The sequence below is a fragment of the Pseudomonas sp. NFACC32-1 genome (assembly GCF_900101215.1).
GTDB lineage: Bacteria > Pseudomonadota > Gammaproteobacteria > Pseudomonadales > Pseudomonadaceae > Aquipseudomonas.
On the sequence record NZ_FMUL01000001.1, the window covers coordinates 143,946 to 167,057 of the forward strand.

Annotated in this window: 21 protein-coding genes and 1 pseudogene; all 22 read left to right on the forward strand. The window is 49.8% G+C overall.

What is annotated here, in order from left to right; all coding sequences use genetic code 11:
- Window positions 1-76 precede the first annotated feature (76 nt).
- The 22 genes and pseudogenes from rpsA to BLP99_RS00720 all read left to right on the forward strand — a co-directional run bounded on the left by rpsA (window position 77) and on the right by BLP99_RS00720 (window position 23,025).
- Window positions 77-1,768, forward strand: coding sequence for a 30S ribosomal protein S1 (gene rpsA / locus BLP99_RS00620; protein ID WP_072458122.1), 1,692 nt, complete (start codon window positions 77-79; stop codon window positions 1,766-1,768).
- A 221-nt stretch (window positions 1,769-1,989) separates the two neighbouring features.
- Window positions 1,990-2,268 carry a hypothetical protein gene (locus tag BLP99_RS00625; RefSeq protein ID WP_072389362.1) on the forward strand — a complete coding sequence of 93 codons (279 nt, stop codon included), beginning with the start codon at window positions 1,990-1,992 and terminating at the stop codon, window positions 2,266-2,268.
- A 144-nt stretch (window positions 2,269-2,412) separates the two neighbouring features.
- The gene (ihfB, locus tag BLP99_RS00630) at window positions 2,413-2,709 is read left to right on the forward strand and encodes an integration host factor subunit beta (protein ID WP_072458121.1); all 297 of its coding nucleotides are present in this window, start codon (window positions 2,413-2,415) and stop codon (window positions 2,707-2,709) included.
- Window positions 2,710-2,735: 26 nt separating this feature from the next.
- Window positions 2,736-2,957 carry a lipopolysaccharide assembly protein LapA domain-containing protein gene (locus BLP99_RS00635; protein ID WP_072458120.1) on the forward strand — a complete coding sequence of 74 codons (222 nt, stop codon included), beginning with the start codon at window positions 2,736-2,738 and terminating at the stop codon, window positions 2,955-2,957.
- 193 nt (window positions 2,958-3,150) lie between these two features.
- The gene (locus BLP99_RS00640) at window positions 3,151-4,206 is read left to right on the forward strand and encodes an LPS O-antigen chain length determinant protein WzzB (RefSeq protein ID WP_072458119.1); all 1,056 of its coding nucleotides are present in this window, start codon (window positions 3,151-3,153) and stop codon (window positions 4,204-4,206) included.
- A gap of 411 nt (window positions 4,207-4,617) precedes the next feature.
- Window positions 4,618-5,514 carry a hypothetical protein gene (locus BLP99_RS00645; RefSeq protein WP_072458118.1) on the forward strand — a complete coding sequence of 299 codons (897 nt, stop codon included), beginning with the start codon at window positions 4,618-4,620 and terminating at the stop codon, window positions 5,512-5,514.
- Window positions 5,515-5,557: 43 nt separating this feature from the next.
- Window positions 5,558-6,712, forward strand: a complete 1,155-nt coding sequence (locus BLP99_RS00650; RefSeq protein WP_072458117.1) for a hypothetical protein — start codon at window positions 5,558-5,560, stop codon at window positions 6,710-6,712.
- 427 nt (window positions 6,713-7,139) lie between these two features.
- A pseudogene (locus BLP99_RS26720) lies at window positions 7,140-7,298 on the forward strand (DapH/DapD/GlmU-related protein); the annotation flags it as partial.
- A gap of 18 nt (window positions 7,299-7,316) precedes the next feature.
- On the forward strand, window positions 7,317-8,315 hold the full coding sequence (pseB, locus tag BLP99_RS00660; RefSeq protein WP_072458115.1) for a UDP-N-acetylglucosamine 4,6-dehydratase (inverting): 999 nt from the start codon (window positions 7,317-7,319) through the stop codon (window positions 8,313-8,315).
- Window positions 8,316-8,318: 3 nt separating this feature from the next.
- Window positions 8,319-9,479 (forward strand): UDP-4-amino-4,6-dideoxy-N-acetyl-beta-L-altrosamine transaminase, encoded by a 1,161-nt coding sequence (gene pseC, locus BLP99_RS00665; protein WP_072458114.1) that lies wholly within the window; start codon window positions 8,319-8,321, stop codon window positions 9,477-9,479.
- Window positions 9,476-10,177 carry a pseudaminic acid cytidylyltransferase gene (gene pseF, locus BLP99_RS00670; RefSeq protein WP_072458113.1) on the forward strand — a complete coding sequence of 234 codons (702 nt, stop codon included), beginning with the start codon at window positions 9,476-9,478 and terminating at the stop codon, window positions 10,175-10,177. Before pseC ends, pseF begins: the two co-directional genes overlap by 4 nt.
- Window positions 10,174-11,310: a UDP-2,4-diacetamido-2,4,6-trideoxy-beta-L-altropyranose hydrolase gene (pseG, locus tag BLP99_RS00675; protein ID WP_305955639.1), complete on the forward strand. Its 1,137-nt coding sequence runs from the start codon at window positions 10,174-10,176 to the stop codon at window positions 11,308-11,310. The genes pseF and pseG overlap by 4 nt, the downstream gene beginning before the upstream one ends.
- Window positions 11,282-11,845 carry a UDP-4-amino-4,6-dideoxy-N-acetyl-beta-L-altrosamine N-acetyltransferase gene (gene pseH / locus BLP99_RS00680; RefSeq protein ID WP_072458112.1) on the forward strand — a complete coding sequence of 188 codons (564 nt, stop codon included), beginning with the start codon at window positions 11,282-11,284 and terminating at the stop codon, window positions 11,843-11,845. The genes pseG and pseH overlap by 29 nt, the downstream gene beginning before the upstream one ends.
- Window positions 11,846-11,847: 2 nt before the next feature.
- Entirely contained in the window at window positions 11,848-12,897 is a 1,050-nt protein-coding gene (pseI, locus tag BLP99_RS00685) for a pseudaminic acid synthase (RefSeq protein ID WP_092179499.1), read from the forward strand.
- Between the two features lie 29 nt (window positions 12,898-12,926).
- Window positions 12,927-14,240: a hypothetical protein gene (locus BLP99_RS26045; protein WP_143007924.1), complete on the forward strand. Its 1,314-nt coding sequence runs from the start codon at window positions 12,927-12,929 to the stop codon at window positions 14,238-14,240.
- Window positions 14,240-15,793: a capsule biosynthesis protein gene (locus tag BLP99_RS00690; RefSeq protein WP_072458110.1), complete on the forward strand. Its 1,554-nt coding sequence runs from the start codon at window positions 14,240-14,242 to the stop codon at window positions 15,791-15,793. Before BLP99_RS26045 ends, BLP99_RS00690 begins: the two co-directional genes overlap by 1 nt.
- On the forward strand, window positions 15,790-16,584 hold the full coding sequence (locus tag BLP99_RS00695; protein WP_172834644.1) for a glycosyltransferase family 2 protein: 795 nt from the start codon (window positions 15,790-15,792) through the stop codon (window positions 16,582-16,584). The genes BLP99_RS00690 and BLP99_RS00695 overlap by 4 nt, the downstream gene beginning before the upstream one ends.
- The gene (locus BLP99_RS00700) at window positions 16,581-17,522 is read left to right on the forward strand and encodes a UDP-glucuronic acid decarboxylase family protein (RefSeq protein WP_072458109.1); all 942 of its coding nucleotides are present in this window, start codon (window positions 16,581-16,583) and stop codon (window positions 17,520-17,522) included. Before BLP99_RS00695 ends, BLP99_RS00700 begins: the two co-directional genes overlap by 4 nt.
- Window positions 17,523-17,538: 16 nt before the next feature.
- Window positions 17,539-18,882 (forward strand): UDP-glucose dehydrogenase family protein, encoded by a 1,344-nt coding sequence (locus tag BLP99_RS00705; RefSeq protein ID WP_072458108.1) that lies wholly within the window; start codon window positions 17,539-17,541, stop codon window positions 18,880-18,882.
- The gene (locus BLP99_RS00710) at window positions 18,869-19,846 is read left to right on the forward strand and encodes an NAD-dependent epimerase/dehydratase family protein (RefSeq protein WP_256327586.1); all 978 of its coding nucleotides are present in this window, start codon (window positions 18,869-18,871) and stop codon (window positions 19,844-19,846) included. Before BLP99_RS00705 ends, BLP99_RS00710 begins: the two co-directional genes overlap by 14 nt.
- Before the next feature lie 50 nt (window positions 19,847-19,896).
- Complete coding sequence (locus BLP99_RS00715) at window positions 19,897-20,916, forward strand: MraY family glycosyltransferase (protein ID WP_072458107.1); 1,020 nt, start codon at window positions 19,897-19,899, stop codon at window positions 20,914-20,916.
- A gap of 114 nt (window positions 20,917-21,030) precedes the next feature.
- Window positions 21,031-23,025 carry a polysaccharide biosynthesis protein gene (locus BLP99_RS00720; protein WP_072458106.1) on the forward strand — a complete coding sequence of 665 codons (1,995 nt, stop codon included), beginning with the start codon at window positions 21,031-21,033 and terminating at the stop codon, window positions 23,023-23,025.
- Window positions 23,026-23,112: the final 87 nt, after the last annotated feature.

The window sequence follows — 23,112 nt, forward strand, 5'->3', positions numbered from 1 at the left end:
TTTTATATGAAACTAACCCACACCGTCTGGGGTGTGGAGCCGGGCGTATCCTTCGCCCCAATCAACAGGAATTAAAATGAGCGAAAGCTTTGCGGAACTCTTTGAAGAAAGCCTGAAAACCCTGAACCTTCAGACAGGCTCCATCATCACCGGTGTTATCGTTGATATCGACTACCAGGCTCGCTGGGTAACCGTTCACGCTGGCCTGAAGTCTGAAGCCCTCATCCCGCTGGAGCAGTTCTACAACGACGCTGGCGAGCTGAACATCAACGTCGGTGACGAAGTTCACGTTGCTCTGGACTCGGTTGAAGATGGCTTTGGCGAAACCAAGCTGTCCCGTGAGAAAGCCAAGCGCGCTGAATGCTGGATCGTTCTGGAAGCGGCTTTCGCAGCTGAGGAAGTGGTCAAGGGCGTTATCAACGGTAAGGTTAAAGGCGGCTTCACTGTCGACGTTAACGGCATCCGTGCGTTCCTGCCAGGTTCCCTGGTTGACGTCCGTCCAGTGCGCGACACCACGCACCTGGAAGGCAAAGAGCTGGAATTCAAGGTCATCAAGCTGGACCAGAAGCGCAACAACGTTGTCGTTTCCCGTCGCAGCGTCCTGGAAGCCGAAAACTCCGCCGAGCGCGAAGCTCTGCTGGAATCGCTGCAGGAAGGCCAGCAGGTCAAAGGTATCGTCAAGAACCTCACCGACTACGGCGCATTCGTCGATCTGGGTGGCGTCGATGGCCTGCTGCACATCACCGACATGGCCTGGAAGCGTATCAAGCATCCTTCGGAAATCGTCAACGTTGGCGACGAAATCGATGTCAAGGTTCTGAAGTACGATCGCGAGCGCAATCGTGTTTCCCTGGGCCTGAAGCAACTGGGCGAAGATCCATGGGTTGCTATCAAAGCCCGTTACCCAGAAGGCACTCGCGTCACCGCTCGTGTTACCAACCTGACCGACTACGGCTGCTTCGCTGAGCTGGAAGAAGGCGTTGAAGGCCTGGTACACGTTTCCGAAATGGACTGGACCAACAAGAACATCCACCCTTCGAAAGTCGTACAAGTCGGCGACGAAGTGGAAGTCATGGTTCTGGACATCGACGAAGAGCGTCGTCGTATCTCCCTGGGCATCAAGCAGTGCAAGTCGAACCCATGGGAAGACTTCTCTGGCCAGTTCAACAAGGGCGACAAGATCTCCGGCACCATCAAGTCGATCACCGATTTCGGTATCTTCATTGGTCTGGACGGCGGCATTGACGGCCTGGTTCACCTGTCCGATATCTCCTGGAACGAAGTGGGCGAAGAAGCCGTACGCCGTTTCAAGAAGGGCGACGAGCTGGACACCGTTATCCTGTCGGTTGACCCAGAGCGCGAGCGCATCTCCCTGGGCATCAAGCAACTGGAAAGCGATCCGTTCTCCGAGTACGTTCAAGAGAACGACAAAGGCGCAATCGTTAAGGGCATCGTGAAAGAAGTTGACGCCAAAGGCGCCATCATCACCTTGGCCGACGATATCGAAGCGACTCTGAAAGCCTCCGAAATCAGCCGTGACCGTATTGAAGATGCGCGTAACGTCCTGAAAGAAGGTGAAGAAGTAGAAGCCAAGATCATCAGCGTTGACCGCAAGAGTCGCGTAATCCAGCTCTCGATCAAGTCGAAGGACGTTGAGGAAGAGAAAGAAGCTATCCAGAGCCTGCGCGACAAGCCAGCTACGGATGCTCCAGTAGCGACCACCCTGGGTGACCTGCTGCGTGCTGCACAAGCGGAAAAGCAGAACTGAGTTCTGGCTTTCTGTAAAAAAGGGCGACTTCGGTCGCCCTTTTTTGTGCCCGTTGTATTCTCGGTTTTCCTGGCGTTTCGGAATGATCGCTGTCAGGTCGGCACTTGGGAAACCAACCCGCTCTTCAAATTGTCTCTTTATCAGGCGGATCAATCATCAATAGGATCTGGTTCGAGCCTGGCCCAAATGATTGGGCTCAGGATCCTGGCTCAAGGATTCGGATGAAAAAGCTTTTGCTGATAGTGGCTGTTCTGGTTATGGCGGGTTGTTCTACCAGCGCCAAGACCCATGCGGTGCGCGGTGTAAGCGGCATCGAAGTCGACTGCTCGGGGTTGGGTTCCGGGTGGGAGAAGTGCCACAAGCGCGCGGGCAGGGAGTGCAAGGGGGCGGGCTACAAGGTAATAACTCGATCTGACGATGCCAAGGATGAGGACTGGTATCCCTTCGGCTTCAATCCCGCCGGGTACTTGACCCGTACTATGCTGGTCATCTGTCGATAGTTGGAAGAGCTTGGGGTGTCTGCACCAAAAAGGGATGGTCAGATGCTCAAAAGATTTGTCAATACTTGGGCTGTTCAAATCCTTCCGGGCATGCTAAAACCTTTCGAAGCACTGATCTAGCTGCTTGATAAAGAAGGGAAAAATATGACGAAGTCGGAGTTGATCGAACGAATTGTCACCCATCAAGGGCTACTCTCATCCAAGGATGTGGAGCTGGCCATCAAGACCATGCTTGAACAAATGTCCCAGTGCCTGGCAACCGGGGATCGAATCGAGATCCGTGGCTTTGGCAGTTTTTCCTTGCATTACCGTGCTCCGCGGGTGGGGCGTAATCCCAAGACCGGGCAGTCAGTGAGCCTTGATGGGAAATTCGTACCTCATTTCAAGCCCGGCAAGGAGCTTAGGGATCGGGTAAACGAAGAGGAGGGGGATGCCCTTTAACCGCTTACTAAAACAAAGGGGGATTCATGCGGAACTTTAAACGTCTGGCGCTTGTCGTACTTGCGCTGCTCGTGGCCTCTGCTATTGTCCTGTTCGTGCTTGAAAATCATCAGCCTGTTGCGCTGCTGTTCCTGGGTTGGTCAGGGCCTCAACTTCCAGTATCAATTTTTGTGCTTCTAGCGCTTCTCGTGGGGATGGTGATCGGCCCGTTGTTCGCGTTGTTGGGGGCGCGTCGACGGTTGAAATAAAGGATGCGGGAACCCGGTAGTCTTGGAGTAAGGATCGCTGCCTACAATTTTTTCTGACTGCGGGTGTATCTGTTTGTGCTTAATTTAATCCAGTTTACCGTTGTATTCGCCGAGGCCTTGCCTGCTGTCCAGCCTCAGGATGCGTTCAGTTTGTCTGCAAGTGCAATGACAAAAAGACGAGGCGAGGCCATACATGCAAAATAAAAATACTCAAGGAAATGGCGCGGACGAGATTGATCTGTTTGAGCTTGCGCGCGGGCTTTGGGCGCAAAAATGGCTGATCATAAGTATCACGCTTTTGGTTACCGTCGGCGCCGCTGCCTATGCGTTCCTTAGCAAGCCGGTCTATGAGGCCAAGCTTTTCATCATGCCGCCTACTCAGAATGGTATTGCTGAATTGAATTACGGCCGGGGGAAGAGTACCGAGCTGGAAACATATTCAATTAAGCATGTCTACGACGTCTTTGCCCGGAATCTCCAAGCTGAATCCCTGCGTCAAAAATTCTTCAATGAAGTATATCTTCCTTCCCTTGACGAGGCTCAGCGCAAGGGGCCGCTTGATGGTATCTATGATCGTTTCTCTCGACAGCTTGTAGTCAAAGGGCCGGGTAAGGACACGCCGGATCGTTTTTCGGTCACTGTCCAAAGCGGAGACCCCGCACGGGCGACGGAATGGGCCAAGACCTATGTAAGTCGTGCCAGCGAAGCCGCCGAATCGGAGCTGATCAAGAACGTTACAGCTGAGGCTTCAGTGAGGGCGCGTAATCTGGAGCAGCGGATTGTCAGTTTGCGCGAAACCGCGCAGCGGGTGCGTGAGGACAGGATTCAGCAATTGCGTGAGGCATTGAAGATTGCAGAGGCGATTGGCTTGACTACTCCGACCATAAACTCCTCTGCCGCAGTAGATATCACCGTTGATACCGGAAATAAAATGGATTATCAGCGTGGAAGCAAGGCATTGGCTGCAGAGGTCAAGGCATTGGAGAGTCGAGCCTCCGACGATGCTTTCATACCTGATTTGCGTCCGCTTCAGATGCGCTACAGTTTCTATAAAAAACTGAATATAGATCCGGAAAGTATCTCGGTGTATCGTCAGGATGGTAGCGTTGAAGTGCCGGAAAGTCCGATCAAGCCCAGGAAGGCTCTAATAATGGCCTTAGGTGCTGTTTTTGGCTTCATATTAGCCGGATTTATTGCATTGATTCGTTTTGTAGTCAATCGCGATACTCGCACTATAAACCAAGGATGAAGTTCTATTTTGAGGATAGGTGGTAGCGACAAGCGTCTCCTGCCTCCGGAAAGGATTAGCCTGCCGTCCCGAAGCGGCGGGCTTATTTTTTTAGGGGGGGGGGTATGGGCTCGCATGGTATCGGTAGTGCACTTGTGTTCAGGCGTTTCCCTGTAGTGGGGTTATTCCCTATCCCGTTCGAGCAACAGGGCTGAGCTCGGTCCGGTTGTTTTATCTACGTAATTGTCCGGGGTCATGCAGCGTGTCTTTTGGCAAGCGTATAATCCCGCAGGCATGTGTCGTTGTATGCTCGACAGGTATGGCATCCGCTGGAGCTGTTGGTAGGAAGGCGGAAAAGTCGGACCTTAGTGATGTCTGTCGGGAGCAGCATCGCATATATCGTAAAGATGACTATGGGCAAGGGCTAGGATTATGTTGAGTAAATATAAGATCATGCGCGGTTTGTTTAAGCGCAGGTCAGTCAGGATATTGATCTGGAATGTGGTTGCTTTATTCAATAAAAAGCGTTTGGAGAGGTTTTGTAAGGAGCAGTTGGCGCGTCGGCATGAGTCGTTTGTTGAGTTTGATTCGAACTCCATCGGTCCTGTAGTTGCAGAGCTGGAAGCAAGCGGTGCAATGGTTGGGCCTAAGTTACCCGCCGATACAGTTCAGTATCTTCTGAGTTATTCTGAGAACCACCCTTGCTTTGCTGATAGGGATCAAACAAAGGGATTCTACCTGAAGGATAGAGAAAAGGCAGAGGCATTGTTAGGCAAAGAACTTCTGTTGGCGCAGTATTTCAGTGCCGAGCAAGATGCCGTGATTGCCAGGATCGCGAACGATCCGTACTTGCTTTCCATTGCCGCCCGTTATCTTAAAGTTCCGCCAAAGTTGATGAGTGTCAATATGTGGTGGACATTCCCGGTTGATGCAAGTGCGGAAGACAGGGCGCGTCATGCACATGTATTTCATTTTGATCTAGATGATCTTAAATTTGTTAAATTCTTTTTTTATTTGACCGATGTGGATGAACAAGCCGGTCCCCATGTTTATGTCAAAACATCGAATCGAGAAATTAGATATAAAACTCCGCTGTTCAAGTCGCGTCGTTTTACGGATGATGAAATTGTTGCAGGCTACGGGGCGGAGAATATAATTGAAGTGTTAGGCCCTGCCGGGACATGTTTGATAGAGGATACGATTACTGTACATAAAGGTGTCACTCCCATCTCTCGCGCCAGACTTATGCTTCAGTTTGAATACTCAATTAATACTTATTCGGAAATTAGCTGTGTCGGCGATAGGGATGCTCAAAAAATATTCGTTTAGGCTACGGGCATGGGCATATCTTCTATTTGCCGGCGCTGCCTCTATGATTGCGGCATTGAAAGGCTTCGCCTATGCTCATCTTCTTTCTGCGGATCAATATGCTCAAGTAAATTACTATCTATTGATGGTCGGCCTGGGTGTGCTTGTTGTCGGATCGGGTGTGATAATAAAATGTCATGCTGAAATGCCGCTACTTGTGGGGGATGAAGAGAGACTTTCTGAATTTTCCGCCCATGCGAAGTGGTTTGGTGGCGGCTCTTGGGTAGTGGGGCTTGTCGCGTTGCTTGGGTATGGCTTTTGGTCGGCGGCGCCATTAACCATATTTCTGTTGTCGCTTGTGCAAGTCCTAGTCTTCTTTATTTTTACCGTTGACTTGATGGTCATAAAGAGCCGAAAGGACTTTGTCGGCTATGCGAGACGGTTGTTCTATCGCAATATGTGGGTGGCTATCGCAGGCTTGTGGGTGGGCTACGTCACTGAAGATGCCATATTTGCAATCCAGGCCGAAGTCTGTACTGGGCTTGTTCTCTGTTTTCGCTCGCTTTTATTTTGGCTTGTCGGTGCTAAATTTCCTGATATGGATTTTGTGGTTGATTGCCTGAAGTTTGTCCCTGTTACTTGCATAGGGGCATTTATGCAGTATGTGGATAGGGTGTTTGCTGCTTATTTCATGGATGCGGGCGGGTTTTCCAGGTTTTCTTATCTTTCTTTGGTTGTAATGGTTGGGCTTTCGATACAACAGCTAATCAATACTCGGGTAATCACGTTGCTTCCGCACATCTGTCAGGCCGATCCTAAAGCAGGGTTTAGGTATGTTGTCCGAATTTCCTTTTTAGTGTGTCTACTCTTGTCGGTAATGTTGCTGTGTCTGTTATGGCTTTTGCAAACTCCTTGGTTTGCAGCATCCTGGCTTGATGTTGGTGTTGACGTAAGTGCTGTTTTTTGGTTTTTCGCTGTTCTGCGTTCGGCAGACTTCTATTCTTCCTACTTATTGGTAATGTCGCAAAGAAACAAATTGCTGATCATTCAGGTGGCTGCACTTGGTTTTTTTGCTGTTTTGATGATTGTGTATAACGCATGGTTTGCTTCTGACGACTTATTGGCATATGTGTCATTGATGAGTGGCGGTTTTTTTGTAATGTTGATGCTGTTGGTTTACACCTCTTGGAGAGTAAGCATTGTTAAAAAGAATATTTGACGGTATATGCACTCGATTTCGTGTGCTGCACCTGTTTTTTTTGGCTTTATCAAAAAGATCCTTGCTATCGCCTTTTGCGCGAGTCTCCAGGCGAGGGAGTATCGCGATAGGTCGCCATACGACTGTTCGAAAGGCGCTATTGAATGCTGGCACGGGTAGCATTCGATTAAACGATAAAGTATGGCTAAATGATGGCGTTGAGCTATCGGCATTGACCGGGATTTCCATCGATGCAGGAACAACAATTCAGCGCAACGTCACTATCAATGGAGACGTTACAATTGGTAAAGAATGTCTTCTGGCGCCGAATATTTTCATTTCATCCACCTCGCACGTGCATGACCGGTATGCGGGGGTGAATATCCGCGAGCAGGAGCGCAGGATCGCCCGTGAAGATTTTCTGGCGCACTACAATAAGCCGATCGAGATCGGTGACGATGTCTGGATTGGCGCGAATGCGGTTATAATGCCCGGTGTTAAAATTGAATCGCATGCCATTGTCGGTGCGAATTCCGTGGTGACCAAGGATGTTCCGCTAGGGGCGATAGTCGTAGGTGGTCCTGCAAAAATAATCAAGTTTCGCTTTGGGTTTGAGGGCGTCTAGATGTTGAGTAATAAAACGATTTTGGTTACTGGCGGTACCGGTTCTTTCGGTAATACATTTGTGCCGATGACCCTGGCCAAATATAACCCCAAGAAAATCATTATCTTCTCCAGGGATGAGATGAAACAGTGGGACATGGCGAAGAAGTTCGAAGGCGATTCACGCGTTCGCTTCTTTATCGGCGACGTTCGCGACAAGGAACGCCTTTATCGTGCCCTTGATGGCGTTGACTATGTTGTGCACGCCGCTGCTACAAAGATCGTACCGACTGCTGAATACAATCCATTCGAGTGCATCAAGACTAACATCAATGGCGCCATGAATCTGATCGACGCTTGTATCGACAAGGGCATCAAGCGTGTCGTGGCCCTATCCACAGACAAAGCTAGCAGCCCAATCAATCTATACGGAGCTACCAAGCTGGCGTCCGATAAGTTGTTTGTCGCCGGCAACTCTTACGCAGGCGGTCATGAGACCCGTATGGCTGTCGTGCGTTACGGTAATGTCATGGGATCGCGCGGCTCAGTGATTCCGTTCTTCATGTCGATCAAGGACAAAGGCGAGCTGCCGATCACTGATGAGCGCATGACTCGCTTCATGATCTCTCTGGAGGAAGGCGTTGAGTTGGTTTGGCATGCCTTTGAAGACATGGAAGGTGGTGAGATTTATGTGAAAAAAATCCCATCGATGAAGGTCATCGATCTTGCTCGTGTCGTAGCTCCCGACGCCAAGCAGAAAATCGTCGGTATTCGTCCTGGTGAGAAGCTTCACGAACAAATGATCAGTGCCGAGGACTCTTATTACACCTACGAGTACCCAGAGCACTTCAAGATACTACCTGTGATCAACGAATGGGCAACCTGCCCGAACCGCATCAAGGATGGCAAGAAGGTGCCGGAAGGATTTGTCTATTCAAGCGATAACAACACCGAATGGATGAGCGACGAGGAGCTGCGTAACTGGATTGCTCTTAACGAAGCCAAAATCGGGAGCATCTGATTCATGATTCCATACGGTCGCCAGGATATTACTCAAGCGGACATCGATTCGGTGGTGAGGGTTTTACAGTCCGACTACCTTACCCAAGGTCCCATGGTTCCGCGCTTCGAGCAACAAGTTGCCGCCCATGTAGGGGCTAATCATGCGCTGGCGGTAAATAGTGCTACATCTGCACTTCATATCGCATGCCTCGCCTTGGGGTTGGGCCCTGGTGACCGTCTATGGACAAGTCCTATTACTTTCGTTGCCTCTGCTAACTGTGGATTGTATTGCGGTGCAATAGTAGATTTTGTCGACATCGATCCACGCACCTACAATCTTTGCCCTTTGGCGTTGAAGCGTAAGCTGGAACTGGCTGAAAAAGAAGGTACCTTGCCCAAGGTGGTTGTACCGGTTCATCTTTCTGGACAGCCATGCGATATGCAAGCCATCCATGAGCTGGCTAAGCATTATGGCTTCAAGATAATTGAAGATGCTTCTCATGCCATTGGTGGAAAGTATAAGAACGAGTACATCGGAAACGGCAGATACAGCGATATCACGGTATTCAGTTTTCATCCGGTCAAGATTATTACCACTGCCGAAGGTGGGATCGCTTTAACCAACGATGCTGAACTCGCAGGCAAAATGGCGTTGTTGCGTAGCCATGGAATCACCCGCGATTCGGACCTGATGACACACGAAGCGGATGGCCCATGGTATTACCAGCAAATTGACCTGGGTTTCAATTATCGGATGACTGAGCTGCAGGCGGCGCTTGGCATCAGCCAGATGGAGCGTCTGGACCAATACGTCGCCCGGCGTCACAAGTTGGCCGCTCGCTACAATGACTTGCTGGCAGCATTGCCCGTGGTGACTCCTTGGCAACATGCTGACAGTTATTCCGGACTTCATCTCTACGTGATTCGCCTGGAGCTGGACAAAATAGGAAAAAGTCACCGCGAGGTTTTCGACTCCCTCCGTGAGCAAGGAATTGGAGTGAACTTGCACTATATTCCAGTGCATACACAGCCGTATTACGCGCGAATGGGTTTCAAGCCCGAGGACTTTCCTATGGCTCAGGATTACTACCGCGAAGCTATTAGCATTCCGATGTTTCAGACAATGAGCGATGAACAACAGGATCAGGTTGTCGCCGCTATCAAAAAGGCCCTGGGCGCATGAGATTGGCTGTCATCCCTGCCCGAGGTGGCAGTAAGCGTATCCCGCGAAAAAACATCAAAATGTTTTGCGGCAAGCCCATGATCGCTTGGTCAATAAAAGCAGCACTTGATAGTGGTTGCTTCGATAAAGTCATTGTATCAACTGACGATGAGGAAATTGCAGGGATCGCTCGCACGTACGGCGCAGATACACCCTTCATGCGTCCAGCTGAGCTCTCTGATGATTACACCGGTACCATACCAGTCATGCAGCATGCCATTAAACAGCTTCAGGCTGAGGGGGCCGACGCCCATCAGGTTTGTTGCCTCTATGCGACCGCGCCTTTTGTAACCGCTGAAGATCTAAGGAAAGGTTTGGCTATACTTGAGCAAACCCGAAGTCAGTACGCGTTTTCGGTTACCAGCTACGCGTTTCCTATTCAAAGAGCGGTTCGCTTGACTGAGTCGGGGCGCGTCGAAATGTTCAACGCCGAATATTTCAACACCCGCTCTCAAGATCTTGAAGAAAGTTATCACGATGCCGGGCAGTTCTACTGGGGCCTTGCCAACGCATGGCTGACTGGAAAAATGATATTTACACCCGAATCCACAGCGGTGTTACTGCCACGTTATCGGGTTCAGGATATTGATACCCCGGAAGATTGGATACGTGCGGAGTGGATGTACAAGGCTTTGGAAGCGGAGAAGGGGCTGTCGTGAACGGCCTGAAAGTGGTGTTTCGGGCAGATGCTTCGCTGCAGATTGGCAGTGGGCATGTTATGCGCTGTCTTACTCTGGCTGACGCGTTGAGAAAGCAAGGTGCCGAGTGTCACTTCATTTGTCGAGAGCACCCCGGAAATCTCATAGACGTTATACGTGAAAGAGGCTTCTCGGTATATATATTGCCGTCTGGTAACTTGCTCGAATACATAACGAAAACATGTGGTGATACACATCATTGGCACTGGTTGGGTGTTTCACAAGAGCGTGATGCAGAGCAGTGCTCAAGTTTACTAGATAATCTAAAACCTCATTGGTTGATTGTTGATCATTATGCCCTTGATGTCACTTGGGAGCTTATGCTTAAAAGGGGGGGGCTAAGGTTATTTGTGATCGATGACTTGGCTGATCGGAAACATGTCTGCGATATTTTGTTGGATCAGACTTTCGGGCGAAAGATCGAGGACTATGATTCGCTATTGCCGCCCAGTTGTATTGCATTGTGTGGCTCAAAATATGCTCTGCTCCGTCCTGAATTTGCGAGATTGCGATCTTATAGTTTGAGTCGGCGAACTGATTATAGTTTTAATTCAATATTAATCACCTTGGGGGGGGTTGATAAAGATAATGTCACGCGTAAAATTTTAGAGCAGTTGAAGATGACGGTGTTGCCTTATGATTGCCGCATCATCGTTGTAATGGGTGCCACTGCTCCTTGGCTAAATGATATTCAACAGTTTGCTAGTACAATGCCTTGGTTTACCGAAGTAAGGGTGAATGTCAATGATATGGCGCAGTTAATGGCGGATAGCGATTTTTCAGTTGGCGCTGCTGGAGCCACATCTTGGGAGCGTTGTTGTTTGGGAGTTCCCACCGCCATGTTGGTTCTGGCGGATAATCAGAAGTTTGCAGCGAATCTATTGGTCCGGGCAAAAGCGGTGGAATTGGTGGATACGGAGTCTCCAGCCCAGTTGGCTAATGTCATCGATAAGGCTGTCAGGAGACCGGAGTTTTTGAAGTCGTTAAGTGAACACTCAAGTTCTATCACTGATGGAGCTGGTTGTGAGCTTGTTATAAGAACCATAACTGACGTCGGTGCTATCGATGGTTATAAAGACAGAGGCTTTCGGTAAGCTTCGTGAAATTGCCGCCAGCGAGTTGGAGCTGATGCTCGCATGGCGAAATGCGCCAAATATTCGAGCGAATATGTATACAAGGCATGAAATCAGCCTTGAGGAACACTTGGCTTGGTGGGCACGTGTTCAGCTCCGCGATGATCAATTATATTTTATGTATGAGATCAACGGTAAGCCCATGGGTATCGTTGGGTTTAATGATCTTAGCATTACGAACGCCGTTTCGTCATGGGCATTCTATGCGGCTCCTGAGGCGCCAAAAGGCACAGGGAGTAAAATGGAATTTCTTGCCTTGGATTATGCATTTAATGATATGCGTCTGCATAAGCTGGTGTGCGAAGTTCTTGCTTTCAATGAGTCGGTTATAAAGCTTCATAAGAAGTTTAACTTCCAGGTTGAGGGAGTTCTGCGTGAGCATCACTTAATTGATGGGCGATACGTCGATGTATTTCGGCTTGGTATCCTCTCGCGGGAGTGGGAGTCTCATAGGCCGGTGATCTATGAAAAGCTGGTTAAACTATCTAGGAGCTGAATATGAAGCCAGTAATTTCCGTCGCTGGACGTAAAATAGGTGTTGATTATCCTCCTTATGTAATTGCTGAGCTTTCTGCTAATCATAATGGGGTGTTTGAAACTGCGCGCAATATAATTGAGTCTGCAAAAAAAAATGGCGCGGATGCGGTAAAACTGCAAACTTATACGGCGGACACCATAACTCTGAACTCAAGTGCTCCAGAGTTTCAAATAAAGGGAGGGTTGTGGGGTGGCAAATCTCTTTACGAACTATATCTCGAGGCTCAAATGCCTTGGGAGTGGCATGCTCCATTATTTGAATATGCCAAGAAACTGGATATCACAATCTTCAGTTCGCCCTTTGATAATACTGCGGTCGACCTCCTAGAGACTCTTGGGGCGCCAGCTTATAAAATTGCTTCTTTCGAAGCAGTCGATTTGCCTCTGATTAAATACGTGGCCAGCACGGGCAAGCCAATGATTATCTCGACCGGTATGGCGGATGCTGAGGAAATTGCGGAAGCCATTGAGGCCGCTCATGATGGTGGTTGCAAGGAATTGGCCATTCTTCACTGCGTTAGTGGCTATCCTGCGCCTGCGTATGATTATAATTTGCGTACCATACCAGACATGATTCAACGTCATGGGCTGGTAACAGGCTTGTCCGATCATACTTTGGACAATACTACGGCAATTACCAGCGTTGCGCTCGGAGCGTCGATCATTGAGAAACACTTTACTCTGGACCGGAGTGGCGGTGGACCCGATGATAGTTTTTCACTCGAGCCATCTGAGCTCATGGCGCTATGCAGGGACAGTAAGACAGCATGGGCGGCGCTGGGTAAGATTGATTACGGTCGTAAATCGAGTGAGCAAGGAAACGTGCAATTTCGGCGATCTTTATACGTTGTAGAGGATATTGCCAAGGGCGAGGCAATAACCCTTAGAAATGTGAGAAGTGTTCGTCCAGGTTATGGATTGGCCCCTAAGCATTTAGAGGGGGTTCTAGGCAAAGTGGCGTCTGTGGATATTAAGAGAAATACGCCATTAAGTTATGATCTCCTAAAATAAAGCAGCGTTAAACTGGGGGGGTGGTAGGGTTGATTATCACAAAAAGAGATTTGTGGCAGATATTGTCTCCCGTCATAATAATTTCAATGGTGGCGCTTTTTTTTCTTGTCTTGGAGCTCTCTATTCCCTTTACCTCTGCTTTTGCGGATGTATATCCGGCTTATGGCATATACGCGTTATTTTATATCTCGCTTATCTTGTCCTACCTTGTTCTATCGCTAGGTTTATATGCGGCCAGTCCTTGCGTAGTCCGAAAAGAAGCGCGGCGGCCACCGCATCACCTGTACCTGGTGATGCGGTTTTCCTGCTGGATATCAATAGTGGGGCTGATATTTTTAATCATAGACAGGTCTTTATATCAGGGGGTGGATTTTATCAATGATAACTTTGTTGAGATTAGGGCTCGTTTAAACAGTGAAAGGGGGGAAGGGCAGGGGGTTTCGTCTATTTTTAGTGTGGCGGGCAATCTGTTGCAGTTTTGGTATTACTTCGCTTTTATTTTTTTGATTTATTATTACGAATTTTTTTCTACCAGCCAAAGGCGCGTCTTGAGTGGGCTTATTGTTTTTTCGCTATTGACGGGTTCGTATATTTTAGGCGGGCGCTCATTAATAGGTGTCTTGGCTGTGAGTTTTGTTGCAGTAATCATTGCGCGCGGAAGCTCTGGTCGTGAAGTGTATTCGGAATTTTTTAAGGTCAGATCTTTGAGTTGGATTTTGCTTGTCGGGTTTTTGTGCTTGATGGTAATTATGTATGTTTTCTACGCTCGTGCCTCTGTCGGAGGAAACGACTCAGAAGCATATTTGAATAGTTTTGTGGATCATTTGCATGGAGTTAAAACTCAATCCTATGACGCTTGCAGTAGTGGAGTGTTATGTGATCTGAAGAATTATCTGTTGTTAACTGCGCTTTACGTCGCTCACACTTTTTGGGTGCTTTCTGAAAATATCCAATATCTGCCCTCGGACGCAGGTGGATCTGCTTTGTGGGGTGGATTGCTTTTGCTGTGTTCAAAAATTTTTGGTTCTGCCGGCGGGGATTATCAATACGCGGGGTTATTTAATTCGCTGCCTGGTTCGATTTACTATGAGTATGGCGGGCTTGGTGTTGCTGTAGGCGCTCTTCTTTTTGGAGTGGGGCTTTCTTATATGAATTTTCTGCTGTTGCGTTATACAGGAGTATTTAAAGTTGTTTTTTATGTGGCTTTACTTGATACTCTGTTGGTGTCTCCTGTTCTGTCGTCGCTCAATGTGATTATGTTTATATTTGTGCTGGCCTCGCTGTGTGCTGTGAGTTTGATATATGTTTTTATTTGCTCGATAAAAAAAGGAGTACGGCTCTAATGAGAGTTGGTCTTGTGAATATGTTCTCGTTTAGACCTCATGTCGAGCATTTGTATTATCTGGCCACGATTCTCGCTAAGGGTGGGCATGAGACATTTTTTCTTACTTGTGATGGCGCCGTTAGTAACTGTTATTCGCGAGCTATAAAGGGTAAGCGTAAACTGGTCGAATGCCCCAAGTGCATTTTGGGTGGGGTGAGAAGCTTTCCTGTCGAGAATATCACTTCTATCGGGAGCAGTTCTGCAACCTTAAGCGTTAAAGTACTGGATGACTTGGCTCTATCTAGCTCGTGTACACTAAACCGAACCGAGTCTGAAGCTGAGTGGAACGAGCCTCAGGTTGTCGCTGTCCGTGAAAGTCTGCATCAGCCTGTCAATAAGGTATATCAAAGTGCGTTGCGTTGGATCGAGGAGAAAAAGCTTGATGCGGTCATATGTTTCAATGGGCGCATGGATCTCACTCGGGCAGTAACGTATGCTTGCGAACAGAAGAATATACCTTATGTGACGCATGAAAGGACTTGGTTCGGTGATGGGCTTCAGTTAATACCCAACGCGAACTGCTTGTCTCTTAGAGCGTTGGGCGACATGGTTAAGGACTACGATGATAGACCTCTAACCGGAGAACAGGCGAAACTTGCCGGGCGACTTGCAGGGGAACGTTTTCTACAAAGGAACTCGCTTGAATGGCGACTGTACAATAAGAATCCAGAGCCCGCCCCTTGGCCATTGAGTGGTAATGGCCCCAGGGTTCTGATTATCCCTAGCAGCAAGAATGAGTTCGCCGGCCATGATGAGTGGCAGACGGCCTGGGAGGATAATACAAAAGCCTTGGACGATTTGTTTGAAGCCTTTTCGATCAAACCTGAGCAGGTAGTCGTCCGCTGCCATCCGAATTGGGCTGAAAATATTGGCAAGGCCGTAGGTGATCGTTCGCTGGCCCTCTACAAGAACTGGGCTGAAAGAAACGATATCTATTGTATTTCCAGTGAACAGAAAGCGAGCACCTATGACCTCATTCAGCAGGCTGACATCGTTGTCCTGAACGGTGGTAGCTCGGCGGTGGAAGCAGGGGTTTGCGGTAAACAAGTCATATGCCTGGGGCCGTCGACTTATCAGGAGGCTGGATTCGTCAGAGTCTTTCGAAATAAGGACTCCTTATATGCGGCTGATGCGCTCATCCCCCTTGATCCTGATATGGTCATTCGCAAGACGCTACGCTTTCTCTACCTGAGGTCTCATCGGTTTGCTCAGTTTGTTGAATATGTTCGAGCGTTGGAAACCACGCGTTATGAATATTTCGACGGGGCCGATCCCGAGCGTCTTATTTCAATGTTGAAAACGGGCAAGATGACGGCCGATGACACTTCGTTTTCCGACGACCAGCGGGATGAGGACGACGTTGTCATGGCTTTGAAGAATAAAGAGTGGGATAAACTGGCGAGCCATACGGTCGAACGTGTCAAGCTCAAACCGCTTGCGATTCAGCGCCGATTTGGATTGCGTTGGGTTGATAATGTCAGGGCTAAAATGCCAAGAGGAGATAGAGGTTGAGTGAGTTAGCTGGGGAACTGGTTTCTGTCATCATGCCGTCCTATAACGCGGAGGCGTTGATAGCGAGATCAATACAGTCTGTGATCGATCAGGCCTATGATAATTGGGAGCTGATTGTTATAGATGACTGCTCGAAGGACTCGACTCGCCAGGTTGTCCAGTCATTTGTAGAAAAAGACGCAAGGATCAAGCTGATTTCTCTAGAGCGTAATAACGGTGCTCCTGCGGCACCGAGAAACATAGGTGTTAGGCATGCAACTGGTCCTTGGATCGCTTTTTTGGATGCGGATGATATTTGGCATCCTCAGAAACTAAAGTTGCAGATGGAAGCACTTGAAAAGAGCGGTGTGGATTTTTGCTGCACGCAAATGAAGGATTTTATCGACGATACGCTGCTGTCCTTTCCGAAGGTCGAAAACGTCGGTTGTGAGCGGATCAGCTTCGCTAAGCAGCAGCTCAAGGGACGAATCCCGACGTCGAGTGTCGTTCTAAAGAAAGAAATCATGCTGCGTTTCCCTTTCAACGAAGATATCCGTTACAAGGCCGTCGAAGATTATCATTGCTGGCTGAGAGTGCATGAAGCAATAGGCGATAGTATAAAATTGTCCTATCCACTCTTAAATTATCGGCGAATTGCCGGTCAGATATCCGGTTCAAAAAAATACATGCTGGAACGTATGTACATGGTGCACAAGGAGTACCCCGGAACCTCCAGTGCCCACGCAGCGCTTTATACCCTCACCCACGCGTTGGGTGGATTTTACTATCGAATTTTGAGGAAGGGACTATGAAACGTGTAATGGTAACTGGCGGAGCGGGTTTCCTGGGGTCTCATTTGTGCGAGCGGCTCTTGGAGCAGGGGGCCGAAGTACTGTGTGTTGATAACTTCTATACCGGGGCGAAGCGCAATATCGCTCACTTGTTATCCAATCCCTATTTTGAATTGCTTCGTCATGACGTCACGTTTCCATTGCATGTGGAGGTTGACGAGATATATAACTTGGCGTGTCCTGCCTCACCTGTACATTATCAGTTCGACCCGGTGCAGACATTAAAGACCAGTGTGCACGGCGCGATCAATATGCTTGGCCTCGCCAAGCGTACCAAGGCCAAGATATTCCAAGCCTCCACCAGTGAGGTCTACGGCGATCCCGAGGTTCATCCCCAACCTGAATCCTATTGGGGAAAGGTAAACCCTATCGGGATCCGTTCGTGCTATGACGAGGGTAAGCGTTGCGCTGAAACCCTGTTCTCCGATTACCACCGACAGCACAACGTGCGTATTAAAATTGCGCGTATTTTCAATACCTATGGTCCGCGCATGCACCCAAATGACGGGAGGGTCGTGAGTAACTTTATCGTTCAGGCCCTTCGTGGCGAAGACATTACTATTTATGGCGAAGGGCAGCAGACGCGTAGCTTCTGTTACGTCGATGATCTGGTGGAAGGCTTTCTTCGGCTGATGAATACTTCGGATGAGGTTACCGGACCGGTCAACCTGGGCAATCCGGGGGAATTCACGATCAGGCAGTTGGCAGAACGAGTCCTTGAATTAGTTGGCTCAAACTCGAAGCTTGTTTTTCAACCATTGCCTCAAGACGATCCACAGCAGCGACAACCAGACATTAGCTATGCCAAGGAAATTCTAGATTGGCAACCAACTATCATGCTTGATCAAGGTTTGGAAAAAACGATTAGGTATTTTGATAGTCTGCTGTCTGAAAAATAAATAAAAGTTGGTGTCGATGAAAATTACAGTATTTGGTAGTGGGTATGTTGGGCTGGTCACCGGTGCTTGTCTGGCGGATGTCGGGCATTCGGTGATTTGCATTGATATCAACAAGGAAAAAATTGATGCCTTGAATAGGGGTGTTATACCCATCTACGAGCCCGGCTTGGACGAACTCATCCTTAATAATGTTCAGGCTGGACGATTGAAGTTTTCAACCGATGCCGTAGAAGGTGTTGAGCACGGTTATCTGCAATTTATCGCAGTTGGAACCCCACCGGATGAGGATGGTAAGGCGGATCTTCAGTATGTTTTGGCGGTTGCCAGAAGCATCGGCCAATATATGAACAGCGATAAGCTGATTATCGATAAGTCAACTGTTCCGGTGGGTACTGCTGACCGGGTAAAAGCTGTCGTTCAAGAGCAGCTCGATGCGAGGAATAAGGTCATTGATTTCAATGTTTGCTCCAATCCTGAATTTCTCAAGGAAGGGGCTGCGATTGACGATTTTACAAAAGGACCTCGAATTATAGTGGGCACTGATTCGGAAAAAGTTGCTGATGCGATGCGACAGTGTTACGCGCCGTATAATCGCAATCATGACAAAATCATGTTCATGGATATCCGTTCTGCGGAGTTGACTAAGTACGCGGCCAACTCGATGTTGGCTACCAAAATCAGTTTCATGAACGAATTGGCAAACTTGGCCGAATGTCTTGATGCGGATATAGAAAGCGTTCGTCTGGGTATCGGATCTGACCCAAGAATTGGCTACCACTTCATTTATCCTGGGTGCGGCTACGGTGGCTCCTGTTTTCCCAAGGATGTTCAGGCGCTTGCCCGGACGGCTCAGGAAGTCGGTTATGACCCTGAATTGTTATTGGCTGTCGAGGCGGTCAATAACCGCCAGAAAGAAGTATTGTTCAAAAAGCTGACTCAGGCGTTCGATGGACAACTAAAGGGGAAGTGCATTGCGCTGTGGGGCTTGGCGTTCAAGCCAAACACGGATGATATGCGAGACGCCCCTAGTCGGACATTAATGGAAGCCTTGTGGAGCGCTGGGGCATCGGTCAGGGCTCATGATCCGGAAGCGATGGAAGAATGTAGGCGGATCTATGGCGTTCGCGACGATCTGGTACTGTGCCACTCGCGGGAAGATGCTGTTGACGGTGCCGATGCCCTGGTGATTTGTACTGAATGGAAAGCGTACCGGGCACTCGAACCCGAATGGCTTAAAAAAGTCTTGCGTTACCCCATTGTCGTGGATGGCCGAAACGTCTTCAATCCGGATGATATGGCGCAGGCTGGACTTCTGTACTTTGCTATCGGACGAGGACTTTCCGGCCGTGACTGTCAATAATCATAAAGATGTGCGAAAGGTTCTCATAACTGGAGCTAACGGGTTTATTGGCAGAGCGTTGTGCCACAGACTCCTGAGTAGCGGTTATGAAGTATATGCCGTTGTCCGAAAATTGGCTGATCCGATCGATCATGTCAATTATCTGTTGGCTGACCTTGAACATTCCTATGATTTAGATATTGCAGCACTGGATATCGATGCTGTTGTTCACCTGGCTGGCCGTGCCCATATGCTGGGTGAGCAACATGTGGATGCTATCGAGCGCTATCGTGCCGCTAATTGCGAGGCAACGGTACGTTTGGCTCAATTGGCTGTCACAGCGAATATTCGACGTTTCGTATTTGTCAGTTCGATAGGTGTCAACGGCTCGGAAACCGGCGCGGCGGCCTTTGACGAACAATCGGACGCACATCCGCATGCAGATTACGCTGTTTCGAAACATGAGGCAGAGTTGCAACTTAAAACGCTGTTGGGCACATCCTCCGTCGAGCTTGTTGTGGTCCGTCCACCGTTAGTCTATGACGCGGATGCACCGGGTAACTTTGCCAGGCTGTTACGTCTGGTTGGTAGCGGGCTGCCACTTCCTTTTGCAGCGGTGACGAACAGGAGAAGCATGATATCGCTTGGGAACCTGGTGGGGTTCCTGGAGCTATGTGTGAAGCACCCAAATGCCGCTCAGGAGCTTTTTCTCGTCGCCGATGAATGTGATCTATCCACGGCAGAGATAGTAAGGCTTTTAGCGCAGGGCATGAGCAAACGGCCACGTATGTTTCCTGTTCCGGAGCGCCTGGTTTCGTTCGCCGCTAATCTGATAGGCCGTCAAAACTTGTACGTTCAACTCTATTGTTCGTTGCGTATCAGCTCGGACAAGGCGAGGCGTCTATTAGGATGGCATCCAGAGGAAGACGGGCGGGATGCGCTGATCAAGGCAGGTCGCGATTGGCTTGAAAAGCGCTCTGGTTGAGACGTTGATATTTCAAGACTCGTTTAAATGGACTCAGGTCGGATGTTCATATGACTGCTATGTTTCTGTTATTGCTGCTGATTGTCTGTTTTTCCTGCGTGTTGACCTGGCTGCTGCGCCGTTATGCGCTTGTCCGGAGTATCATTGACATTCCTAACGCCCGCAGTTCGCACACGGTGCCAACCCCCCGAGGTGGTGGTGTAGCGATTGTTCTCAGCTTTCTCTTGGTTTTGCCCGTCTTGGCAGTTGCCGATTTCCTGCCATGGTCGACCATGTGGGCGATGCTTGGGGCGGGGGCAGGGATTGCCGTGCTCGGCTTCCTGGATGACCATGGTCATATTGCGGCTCGCTGGCGATTGCTAGGGCATTTTGCCGCTGCATCATGGGCATTGATATGGTTAGGCGGCTTTCCGGTCATTACATTGTTAGGAGCGGACTTCCAACTGGCATGGTTCGGACATGTCCTGGCGGCCTTTTATCTGGTCTGGATGCTTAACCTCTACAATTTCATGGACGGAATTGACGGTATTGCCAGCGTCGAAGCGATTTGCGCTTGCCTTGGGGCATGCCTACTTTATTGGTTGGGTGGTTTTGAAAGCCTGATCGTGGCTCCGTTGTTGCTTGCAACGGCAGTCGCGGGTTTCCTGTACTGGAATTTTCCTCCCGCACGTATTTTCATGGGCGATGCAGGCAGCGGGTTTCTTGGCATCATCCTGGGGCTGCTGTCCCTGCAGGCGGCCTGGGTTTCGCCTAAGTTGCTGTGGGTCTGGTTGATTTTGCTAGGGGTCTTTATTGTCGATGCGACCGTTACTTTGATACGACGCTTGCTGCGAGGCGATAAAGTCTATGAAGCTCATCGTAGCCATGCCTATCAGTTCGCTTCCCGCCACTATGGCCGACATCTGCCGGTGACGCTGGCGGTGGCGGCGATTAACCTGTTCTGGCTGTTGCCGTTGGCAGCATGCGTTGTGTTGTGGAACGTGGATGGAATGTTGGCCTTGGTGATCGCTTACGTGCCTTTGATATTGCTGGCTATCAGGTTTCATGCCGGCGAGCTTGAGAAGGCGTGATTTCAAGGCAGGATTCGCGTTTTTTGTTTATCGGTTGTCCAACGCTCGATGACGGAGTCGCGTGTATCAGGAACGGATGGGATTCAGGAGTGGGCCAAGGTGCGTGAAGGGTTTATGGACAAATTGAGAACAGCGTTGCTGGGACTGCCGAGGCGCCACAAGCGGGCAATACAGCTGGCTATGGACGTTATTCTGGTCTGGCTCGCTTTGTGGCTGGCATTTGTTGTCCGCCTGGGCGTCGACGCGTTGGCAACTCCGATCGAGACGCACCTCTGGCTTTTCTCGTCCGCTCCGCTGATCGCGATTCCGATCTTCATCCGTTTTGGCATGTACCGCGCCGTCATGCGTTATTTCGGTAACGATGCGCTGATTACCATCTGCAAGGCGGTCAGCCTTTCGGCCCTGCTTCTCGCTCTCGTGGTGTATTGGTACAGCAATCACAAAACTGTCGTGCCGCGCTCGATCATTTTCAACTACTGGTGGTTGAGCCTGATCATGATTGGCGGTCTTCGACTGATGATGCGGCAGTACTTCCTGGGAGACTGGTTCGCCGCAGCCCAGCATGTGCCGTTTACCAGTCGTGACGACGGCCTGCCCAAGGTCGCCATTTATGGTGCCGGTGCGGCGGGTAATCAGCTTGTGGCCGCATTGCGGATGGGGCGGGTGATGCGACCTGTCGCTTTCATCGACGACGACAGCAGCATCGCGGATCGCATCATCGCCGGGCTCCAGGTGTATGAACCCAAGCATATCCAGAAGATGATAGATGCGACCGGTGCCCAGGAAATTCTGCTGGCCATTCCTTCCTCCTCCCGCGGCCGCCGTCGAGAGATATTGACCCTGCTCGAAGGATTCCCGCTGCATGTACGCAGTGTTCCGGGATTCATGGACCTGGCCAGTGGCCGGGTCAAGGTCGACGACATCCAGGAGGTGGACATCGCTGACCTTCTGGGGCGAGATGCGGTCCCCGCCCAACCTGACTTGCTCGAGCACTGTATTACAGGGCAGTCGGTATTGGTGACCGGAGCGGGCGGATCGATCGGCTCGGAGTTGTGCCGGCAGATCCTGGCACTCAAGCCCACAACGTTATTGTTGTATGAACATAGCGAATTCAACCTGTACAGTATTCTGTCTGAGTTGGAACCACGGATCACACGTGAGTCTCTATCCGTTCGCCTGTTACCCATCCTGGGTTCGGTCCGGGATCAGGGCAAGTTACTGGATGTGATGAAGACCTGGAATGTCGATACGGTCTATCACGCCGCGGCTTATAAACATGTCCCCATGGTCGAGCACAACATTGCCGAAGGTGTGCTCAACAACGTCATGGGTACGCTTAATACGGCGCAAGCAGCGCTGCAGGCTGGGGTATCGAACTTCGTATTGATTTCGACGGACAAGGCAGTACGGCCCACCAACGTGATGGGTAGTACCAAGCGGCTTGCTGAGCTGACTCTGCAGGCCCTCAGTCGTGAATTGGCGCCAGTGTTGTTCGGCGATAAGGCCAATGTCTCGAGGGTTAATAAAACCCGTTTCACCATGGTTCGGTTCGGCAATGTGCTGGGCTCGTCCGGTTCGGTGATTCCTCTGTTCCATAAACAAATCAAGTCCGGCGGACCGTTGACCGTTACTCACCCGAAGATCACGCGTTATTTCATGACCATTCCCGAGGCTGCGCAGTTGGTGATCCAGGCAGGCTCCATGGGGCTGGGGGGCGATGTGTTTGTTCTGGACATGGGGGAGCCGGTAAGAATCGTCCAGTTGGCGGAGAAAATGATCCATCTGTCTGGCTTGAGCATTCGTTCGGAAAAAAATCCCCACGGAGACATTTCCATCGAATTCACCGGTCTTCGCCCTGGTGAGAAGCTGTATGAAGAGTTGTTGATAGGTGACAACGTGGTTGCCACCCAGCATCCGATGATCATGAGCGCCAACGAGGATTACCTGCCCTGGGATGTGCTCAAGGCCAGGCTGGCCGAACTGCTGGCAGCGATTGAACAGGATGATTACACCAGGGTCCGCCAGTTGCTTCGCGATACCGTCAGTGGCTACGCGCCGGACGGAGAGATTGTCGACTGGATCTATCAGCAGCGTCGCCTCGAACCCTGATTGTTACACACGCTGTAACGTACACGCTTTTGACACCACCCCATCATCGCCTAAGTTTGAGAAGCAGCTTCGGAAAAGCTGCTTCTC